This window comes from Erwinia persicina NBRC 102418, assembly GCF_001571305.1.
Classification (GTDB): Bacteria; Pseudomonadota; Gammaproteobacteria; order Enterobacterales; family Enterobacteriaceae; genus Erwinia; species Erwinia persicina.
On sequence record NZ_BCTN01000045.1, the window covers coordinates 1 to 4,950 of the forward strand.

The following is a 4,950-nucleotide window of genomic DNA, read 5'->3' on the forward strand; positions in this document are numbered from 1 at the left end:
CTCCGGCCAGATGTAGCCGCTGAAGCTCTCTGTCTCTACCGAGGTATAGATTGTCGGCACGTTAAAAATCTTTCCTGCTTTTGCTAAAGCAACGGTGTTATTTTTAAGCTGCTGACGATCGATGTTAGCAACACCGAACGACATCTGCGGCTGATGGTCGATGAAAATCAGGGCGGAGTTCTGTGGGTCCAGCAGGTCGAATTTAGACATTTTTTTATTCCTTTTACGTTTCAGGTTTCGGGTTTGTCTTGCGTGTTGACACAATACGAAATGGCCGCCCCGGTTGATAACGGAAAGAATTCAGGAAGTTGTTAAACAAATTTTGGGTTTGGGGAACACCATGCGATTAAACCTTGAAGCGCTGCTGATTCTGGATGCACTGGACCGTCACGGTACCTTTGCCGCAGCGGCGGCCAGGCTGTTTAAAACCGCTTCCGCACTGAGTTATACGGTGCAGAAGATGGAAAGCGATTTAAATATCACGCTGCTGGATCGCTCCGGTCACCGTGCGACATTTACCCCCACCGGACGTCTGATGCTGGAGAAAGGACGCATTCTGCTGCGCGCCGTGGGCGAACTGGAACAGCAGGCGCAGTACGTGGAAAGCGGCTGGGAAAGCCAGCTCACCCTCAGCCTGGATGCCTCCGTGCCGTTTGCCCTGCTATCCGGGCTGATCGATGAGTTCTATCAGGCGCATCATCACACCCGCCTGCTGTTCCGCCAGGACGTACTGGCAGGCTGCTGGGAAGCGCTGAGTTATGGCCTGGCCGATATTGTCTTTGGGGCCGTACAGGAGCCGGTGCGTCACAGCGGTGTAAGCTGCGTACCGGTGGGCTGGCTGGAATATACCTTTGCGATTGCGCCACATCACCCGCTGGCGGCGCTGCCCACCCCGCTGCTGCGTGAGCAGATCCGTCAGTACCGGGCCGTGGTGGTACACGACACCTCACGCCACGCCGAAGGCACCGACCTGCGCGTGCTCGACGAGCAGCCGATCCTCAGCGTGCACAGCTTCAGTGACAAGGTTCAGGCGCAGGTTGACGGGTTGGGTTGCGGCTTTCTGCCGCGCTATCTGGCGGCACCGCACCTGGCAAACGGCACGCTGGTGGAACGCCAGCTGGACAGCGAAACCCGCCGTGACCAGGCGTTCCTGGCCTGGAATGACAGCGCTACCGGCAATGCCGCGATGTGGTGGCGTGAACGCCTGCAGAACTTTGAGGGGATCCGCAACGTCTACGCGGCAGAATAAACGGTGACGCCCGGCCTTGCCGGGCATCCGCTATCAGGCAATTCCCCTTCGTTAACGGCCGCGCGACGTTTTCCACTGCACGGCAAACACGCTGGCCAGTACGACGACCAGCCCGGCCAGCGCCGTACCGGTTATCGACTGCCCCAGCAGTACCCAGCCCAGGCCTACGGCGCAAAGCGGGCTCAGTAAGCCCAGCGAGGCCACGGCTACCGTGGGCAGCCGTGCCACGCCGCGAAACCAGAGCGTATAAGCCAGCAGCGCACCGGCCAGGCTCAGATACCCATAGGCCGCCCACTGTGGCAGGGTCAGCACAGGCAACGCGGCCTCCATCTGCCAGGCCACAGGGGCCAGCATCAGCCCACCAATCGCCAGCTGCCAGCCGGTCAGCGACAGGACGGGAAGGTCGATCTTCCAGCGGCGCGTCAGCCAGACGCCGGTCGCCATACAGCCCGCCCCGACGATGGCCGCCGTGATGCCCACCGGCTCAAAGACCGTCTGCGGCGACAGCAACAGCATCGCCATTCCAATCACCCCCGCTACCGATGCCCACAGGGTGGTTTGTGCCGGTGAGCGGCGGTCGACCGTCCAGGTCAGCACCATCACCAGCAGCGGCTGAATGGCTCCCAGCACCGCCGCCAGCCCGCCGGGCAGCCGGTAGGCAGCGACAAACAGCAGCGCCTGAAACACGCCGATATTTAACGCACTGAGCACCAGCAGTCGCCAGAGGTCTTTCCGCAGGGGCATCCGGCGGGTGAACAGCAACAGCAGCAGGCCCGCAGGCAGCACGCGGATCAGCGCGGCGGTGAATGGCCGGTCCGGCGGCAGCAGTTGTGATGTCACAATATAGGTCGAGCCCCAGATTGCAGGGGCCAGGGCAGTCAGCATAATGTCGCGCAAATAGGATCGAGTGTTCATGACTTTACCTTCAGTTCAAGATATCATGATTGTGTTGATCACTTAACTTGAAGTCAAGACAAATGAATAATTCTTCCCGCCGGCCGCCGCGCGATGCGGTCGATACCATCATCGAACAGTGGCAGCGCGAGCGTCCCGACCTGGATGCCAGCCCGATGGGGCCGATTGGCCGTCTTAAGCGCTGTACCGTGCTGCTGGAACAGCAGCTGGAAGCCTGGTTTTCGCGCTTTGATTTGGCCAGCTGGGAGTTTGATATGCTGGCGACGCTGCGCCGTGCGGGTGCGCCTCACTGTCTCAGCCCCACCGCCCTCTTTTCCGCGCTGATGGTGACGTCAGGCACCATGACCCACCGCCTGAAACGCCTGGAAACCCGGGGGCTGGTGGCGCGCGTCGCCAACGCAGAGGACGCGCGCAGCACCCTTGTACAGCTCACTCCCGAGGGGCTGGCGCTGATTAATCGTGTGGTCGGGCCGCATATTGAGAACGAACGCCAGATCCTGTCGGCACTGCCTGCCGGTGCGCTGGCGCAGCTTGATGCCTCACTGTCGACGCTGCTGCTGGCGTTAGAGGCTGGAAACCGGGACAGCGACCTGCCCGAATAAACACGGCGCAGGGGGCGAACCGATAAAAGGTCGCCCCCTGACAGGGATTATTCCAGCGAGATAAAGTGATGCACTTTAGGTTTCTCCTCCCCCTGGTGGAAGCGCGTCACGCTCTCCTGTAAGTCCGCATCTGCATGGGAAACGCGCTGATGCTGGCGCAGGTGCTCATGCCAGGATTCGACCAGGAACCACTCGATCACCGTGGTCGCATCGTGACTGTGCGCGGCAATACCCCAGGCGTAGGCGCCATCGCGGCGACGGATCAGCGACAGCTTTTTCATTTCCGCCAGGAAGACCGGGCGATCTTCTGCTTTCACCTGGTATTCAATCTGAATCATCACCGGACCCCGGTCTGCCGTAACGTCTGTCTCCAGTGCCGGCTCATCCCAGTGGCCGGAGGGCTGCAGGTCAGCATCGCCCGTCGGCAGCGTCAGACGCAGACACAACAGCGCGGTGAGCGTCAGCGCCACGGCGGCGATCAGCAGGGTATTCACCAGCCCTGCTTCCTGCGCCACCAGCCCCCAGAACAGACTGCCGGCGGCCATGGCACCGTTAAAAATCATCAGATACACCGCCAGGCCACGGCCGCGCACCCAGTCCGGCAGAACGGCCTGGGCCACCCCGTTCAGCGAGGTCAGGGCGATAATCCAGCTGACGCCCAGCAGGATCATCAGCGGCAGGGCCAGGGCTTTGACCGGCAGCAGGGCAATCACCACCATTACCAGCGCGGACAGCCCCGCCGACAGCAGCATTAATCCATCAACCTTCATTCGCTGACGCAGCGCGGGCAGCAGCAGCGCACCGACAATCGCCCCCACGCCCACCGCACCCAGCATCGTGCCGTAAAACCCGGCGCTGCCCTGCAGAAGATTGCGCGCCACCAGCGGCAGCAGTGCCCAGATGGCGCTGGCAAAGAAGAAGTAAATCGCGGCGCGAACCAGCACACGGTGCAGTTCCCGGCTGGCTTTGACGTAGCGGATGCCCGCCCGGAATGCTCCGAAGAAGTGTTCAGACAGCTCGGTTTTCGCTTTGTGCGGGCGCTTCCACCAGATCAGCGCGGTGATGACAAACACGTAGCTCAGGACATCGGCACCGTAGGCCGCCCAGGCCCCGAGCGCCGCCAGCAGCAGCCCGCCGGTCGCCGGGCCGACAGCACGGGCGATATTGATCCCCAGCGAGTTCAGCGCCACTGCATTCTTCAGCTGTGGGCGCGGCACCAGCTCCGGCACAATCGCCTGCCAGGCCGGCCCCATCAGCGCCGCGCCGATGCCGCCGATAAAGGTCAGCACCACCAGGTATTCCACCGTCAGCAGGTTGTGATGGGAGAGAAACAGCAGCGTGCCGCTGACGCTGGCCAGCAGCAACTGGACAAAAATCAGCAGGCGGCGGCGGTCAAGAATATCGGACAGCACCCCGGCAGGGATCGCCAGCAGAAAAATGGGCAGCGTGGCAGCGGTCTGCATCAGCGCCACCGCTGCCGGGTTGGACGACAGTCCGGTGACCAGCCAGGAGCTGGCCACGTCGCGCATAAAACTGCCGGTATTGCCGAGAATGGTCGCAGCCCAGATCACCGCAAACAGCCCCTGCTTCAGAGGCGAAAATGCCCCACCTGCGTTATTCTGACTCATTTTGCCGCCCTCCTGTCATGCCACGCCACGTACACCAGCGCACCCGCCAGGCCGAGATGTTCAAAAAAGCCATTCATTACGCCGCCGCGCTCTGTCACCGGCACCTGCCAGAAGCGGTTCGCCATAAAGGTGGCGGCAACGGTAAACAGCGCCAGCGCCAGCGCGCCCAGCCAGCGTCCCCGACCGCTGAGGATCATCAGTGATGCGCCCAGTTCCAGAGCGATCACCGCCGCCGCCATCGGCGCGGCCGGCGACAGGCCGAAATGCTGCATCTCGGCGATGGCGCCTGGAAAATCCAGCAGCTTGACCAGCCCGCCCTGAAGGTAGGCAGAGCACAGGGCTAACAGCGCCAGCCAGCGGACGGTGACCGATCCGGACGCGCCGGGGGACTGAGCAGAAAGTGAAGCATTACGCATGGATATCTCCTGCCGGGGCGACGCGGTGGTCAGCCCCGGCATCAGTGGGTTATCAGGCTTTGCGGGCCGGGGCTTTATGGACCAGCGTGTAGGCATAATCCACGCCCATGCCGTACGCGCCGCTGTGCTCGCGCACCAGA

The 4,950-nt window shown here is 62.2% G+C and carries 6 protein-coding genes and 1 pseudogene; 2 read left to right on the plus strand and 5 right to left on the minus strand.

From position 1 onward, the window contains the following. The coding region (locus EPE01S_RS22415) for a cysteine hydrolase family protein (protein WP_157076052.1) at nucleotides 1–210 on the minus strand (210 nt) is incomplete at its 3' end. A gap of 130 nt (nucleotides 211–340) precedes the next feature. Here EPE01S_RS22415 and EPE01S_RS22420 point away from each other — a divergent pair. Then, entirely contained in the window at nucleotides 341–1,249 is a 909-nt protein-coding gene (locus EPE01S_RS22420) for a LysR family transcriptional regulator (protein WP_062749615.1), read from the plus strand. 51 nt (nucleotides 1,250–1,300) lie between these two features. Here EPE01S_RS22420 and EPE01S_RS22425 read toward each other — a convergent pair whose 3' ends face one another. Continuing rightward, the gene (locus EPE01S_RS22425; protein WP_062749617.1) at nucleotides 1,301–2,164 is read right to left on the minus strand and encodes an EamA family transporter; all 864 of its coding nucleotides are present in this window, start codon (nucleotides 2,162–2,164) and stop codon (nucleotides 1,301–1,303) included. Nucleotides 2,165–2,226: 62 nt separating this feature from the next. On the opposite strand from EPE01S_RS22425, the gene EPE01S_RS22430 reads away from it, so the two are divergent. Further along, the gene (locus EPE01S_RS22430; RefSeq protein WP_062749619.1) at nucleotides 2,227–2,766 is read left to right on the plus strand and encodes a MarR family winged helix-turn-helix transcriptional regulator; all 540 of its coding nucleotides are present in this window, start codon (nucleotides 2,227–2,229) and stop codon (nucleotides 2,764–2,766) included. A 47-nt stretch (nucleotides 2,767–2,813) separates the two neighbouring features. On the opposite strand, the gene EPE01S_RS22435 is transcribed toward EPE01S_RS22430, so the two are convergent. The 3 genes and pseudogenes from EPE01S_RS22435 to EPE01S_RS23545 form a co-directional block, all read right to left on the minus strand. Then, nucleotides 2,814–4,394, minus strand: a complete 1,581-nt coding sequence (locus EPE01S_RS22435; protein ID WP_062749621.1) for an MFS transporter — start codon at nucleotides 4,392–4,394, stop codon at nucleotides 2,814–2,816. Then, nucleotides 4,391–4,852, minus strand: a complete 462-nt coding sequence (locus tag EPE01S_RS22440) for a DoxX family protein (protein WP_306304620.1) — start codon at nucleotides 4,850–4,852, stop codon at nucleotides 4,391–4,393. The genes EPE01S_RS22435 and EPE01S_RS22440 overlap by 4 nt, the downstream gene beginning before the upstream one ends. A 10-nt stretch (nucleotides 4,853–4,862) precedes the next feature. Continuing rightward, nucleotides 4,863–4,950, minus strand: a pseudogene (locus tag EPE01S_RS23545) (hydrolase); the annotation flags it as partial.